Origin of the sequence: Borreliella yangtzensis (assembly GCF_014201775.1) — a bacterium.
GTDB lineage: Bacteria > Spirochaetota > Spirochaetia > Borreliales > Borreliaceae > Borreliella > Borreliella yangtzensis.
On sequence record NZ_JACHFG010000040.1, the window covers coordinates 1 to 2,680 of the forward strand.

General features: G+C 23.6%; 4 protein-coding genes and 1 pseudogene. All 5 read right to left on the minus strand.

The window, feature by feature from the left end; genetic code table 11:
• A pseudogene (locus HNP68_RS06390) lies at positions 1 to 212 on the minus strand (DUF244 domain-containing protein); the annotation flags it as partial.
• 424 nt (positions 213 to 636) lie between these two features.
• The gene (bdr, locus tag HNP68_RS06395; RefSeq protein ID WP_183221574.1) at positions 637 to 1,227 is read right to left on the minus strand and encodes a Bdr family repetitive protein; all 591 of its coding nucleotides are present in this window, start codon (positions 1,225 to 1,227) and stop codon (positions 637 to 639) included.
• 12 nt (positions 1,228 to 1,239) lie between these two features.
• On the minus strand, positions 1,240 to 1,809 hold the full coding sequence (locus HNP68_RS06400) for a chromosome replication/partitioning protein (protein WP_183221576.1): 570 nt from the start codon (positions 1,807 to 1,809) through the stop codon (positions 1,240 to 1,242).
• Positions 1,810 to 1,867: 58 nt separating this feature from the next.
• On the minus strand, positions 1,868 to 2,620 hold the full coding sequence (locus HNP68_RS06405; protein WP_183221578.1) for a ParA family protein: 753 nt from the start codon (positions 2,618 to 2,620) through the stop codon (positions 1,868 to 1,870).
• The coding region (locus HNP68_RS06410) for a DUF226 domain-containing protein (RefSeq protein WP_183221580.1) at positions 2,596 to 2,680 on the minus strand (85 nt) is incomplete at its 5' end. The genes HNP68_RS06410 and HNP68_RS06405, both read right to left, overlap by 25 nt.

Genomic DNA, 2,680 nt, shown 5'->3' on the forward strand with positions numbered 1-2,680 from the left:
TTTTTATTAAATCTAAAACACTCTTTACTACTTATTCCAGGCAATTTTTTGCCTATCTTGCTTAATTTACTTTTTTCTTTAATTGGAAAAGATTTGTCTTCAAATACTTCGCAGCCAATAAAACTTTGTTGTTCAAAACTTATCATTTTAGCCTCTCCATTGATACTTTTATTATTTTGTATATTTTCTTGATTTTTTGTTACTTCTGTCATTTTGAAGTTCCTCCTTTTATGATTACTAATAATTATATAGCAAAAACTATTTTTGCCAACTTTTTAACAAAAATTTTTGCAAAAAAAATGAAAGGTTTAATAAAAAAGAAAGCTTAGCTAATTCTTTATAAAAGAACTTTGCTAAACCAAAAGTATAAATGGATTATTTTAACAAAAAATTTTTAGCTATACATATATATATAGCTCTAAAATTATTTTTGTCAACTTTTTAATAATTAAATATGTTTTAATTTAGAATTAAAATTAATTTGGATTTTTACAAAACAAAAACTTATTTAAGTTCTTTTGTTAAAAAGTTAAATAAGTTTTAATTTAAAAAAGATCAAAAATAAAATGTTATTTTCTAATAATGTTCACCAGCATTATAATATTATTCTTAAAAAAGAAAATTGTGTGTTATTTCTTATTTGACACCTTGTATATACTGCATTAAAAATGTATGTATAAACGGTCCAAGAATTGCTGCTGCTATTATCATAAAATGTACTAGTCTGTTTCCCATGCTAAGTTTTTCGTTTAAACTTTTTTCTACATTGTCTATCTTTGTATCTAAATTAGATATATCTTTTTGTAAACTCTTTTCTACACCGTCAATCTTATTAGTAAGTTCATTTTTAACATTGTCTATCTTAGAGTTTAAGTTAGCTATATCCTTTTGTAAATTCTTTTCTACAGTGTCAATCTTAACAGTAAGTTCATTTTTAACATTGTCTATCTTAGTATTTAAAATAGCTATGTCTTTTTGCAAGCTCTTTTCTACATTATCTATCTTAGTATCTAAACTATCTATTTTAGTATTTAACCCCTTTTCTACATTATCTATCTTAATGTTTAAATTCTTTTCTACATCAATTAATTTCTCTTTTAAATATTCAAAGTTATGGTTATCATTATGGAGTAAAACAAAATCTATTGCCTCCTCACTAAACCCTATGTTTAAAAATTCATTTTTTATACTTTCTATGTTATATGTTCTGTAAGCCAAATTACTCATAAAATTTCCCTATTATCCTCTCAATTCTTTATATTTTTTTAAAAGCTTATTAATTAAATCTTTTTGATTTTCAAAAATTTCATGCATCATAAAACTTGTAAATTTGGCATTGCTTTTGTAAAAATCATAACTTTCTTTGGTTTTAAGTTGAAATCGTAAGGGTTTTATTGGATTTTGTTTAGACTTTTTTATTGTTTCATTTGTCTTACTCTTAATATATCTTATGGAGGCCCTTATTCCATTGCTAGTGATATAATTCTCTTCTAATAATCCCGCTTCAACTGCAGTCGCCAACTTTATATATTCATAAGATTGTGTCTTTGCTAATCTAAAATCTGATAGAAAATCGTTAAAATATTTATATCCTCCTTCTAAATAAAGCTTTTTATCATTTATTTTTTTAAGGATTTTCATGGTATCAATAATATTATAAATTTCTGATTTAATATTATTTTTTAATTGAGTAATTAATTGATCAAATTCTTCTTTTCTTTGATTTTCATTACTTTGATCAAGAATGTAATTTAAATTATTTTCTGAAATTCTTTTATTAATTTTTAAATTAATATTTTTTTTATCCATATTTACTCCTATATGCCCAACAAGTTCGTCACGCTGAACTTGTTGCGTTTGTTGATTTTTATATCTTCTCTAAAAAAGTTTTTAATATTTTTCTATATTCAATAATATAATCTTTTGAAAAATCAAATTTTTCATTACAACATATTCTTTTGTTTAAATCTTCTCTTTCATTTATACATCCTAAAAATCCACTTTTCATTTTTACTATTTCCATTAATTGTTTGTGGGTAATATTTTTTTTAAACCTTGTTATGACAATAAATACTGGTATTCCAGCCACTTCTTTTATAAATTTCCTCAATGTTTCAAATCCTTCAACTGCCCACTTTTCTGCTGTCATTGGAGATATTACATAATGACTACTAATTAAAGAACTCTTTAATGTAAAATTCCTTTTAGGATTTGTATCAATTATCACATAATTATAATCATTAATTATGGAATTTAATTTTGTTTTCAATGAAAATTCGATAGGTAAATGTCGATTGTCATAATAATAATCTCCATTTAATTCATCAACTGTTATGTAGCTAGGTATTAAATCTAAATTATTATCAACATTAATAATACTTTTATTGATGTTGATATTATCTTTTATAACATTTCCTATATTTGTCTGAGAAACATCAAAATTTTTTATTTCTAATTCATTATAATAATAGCTAGTAGCAGCAGCTTGATCATCTGTATCAATTAGGAGTACTTTATACTTCTGTGACAATAAATTTGCAAGTATTATTGAGGTTGTGCTTTTACCAACACCTCCCTTGAGACTTGCAATTGTTATTATTTTAGGTTTTTTATTATCCATTTTGTTAGTGGTCCTTGTTCTGGGTATTTTTTCCCATAAAATTCATATACTTGTTTTTCT

Coding starts and splice junctions, on each gene's coding strand:
- bdr (WP_183221574.1), bottom strand. CDS start 1,227: ATGAGTAATTTGGCTTACAGAACATATAACATAGAAAGTATAAAAAAT.
- HNP68_RS06400 (WP_183221576.1), bottom strand. CDS start 1,809: ATGGATAAAAAAAATATTAATTTAAAAATTAATAAAAGAATTTCAGAA.
- HNP68_RS06405 (WP_183221578.1), bottom strand. CDS start 2,620: ATGGATAATAAAAAACCTAAAATAATAACAATTGCAAGTCTCAAGGGA.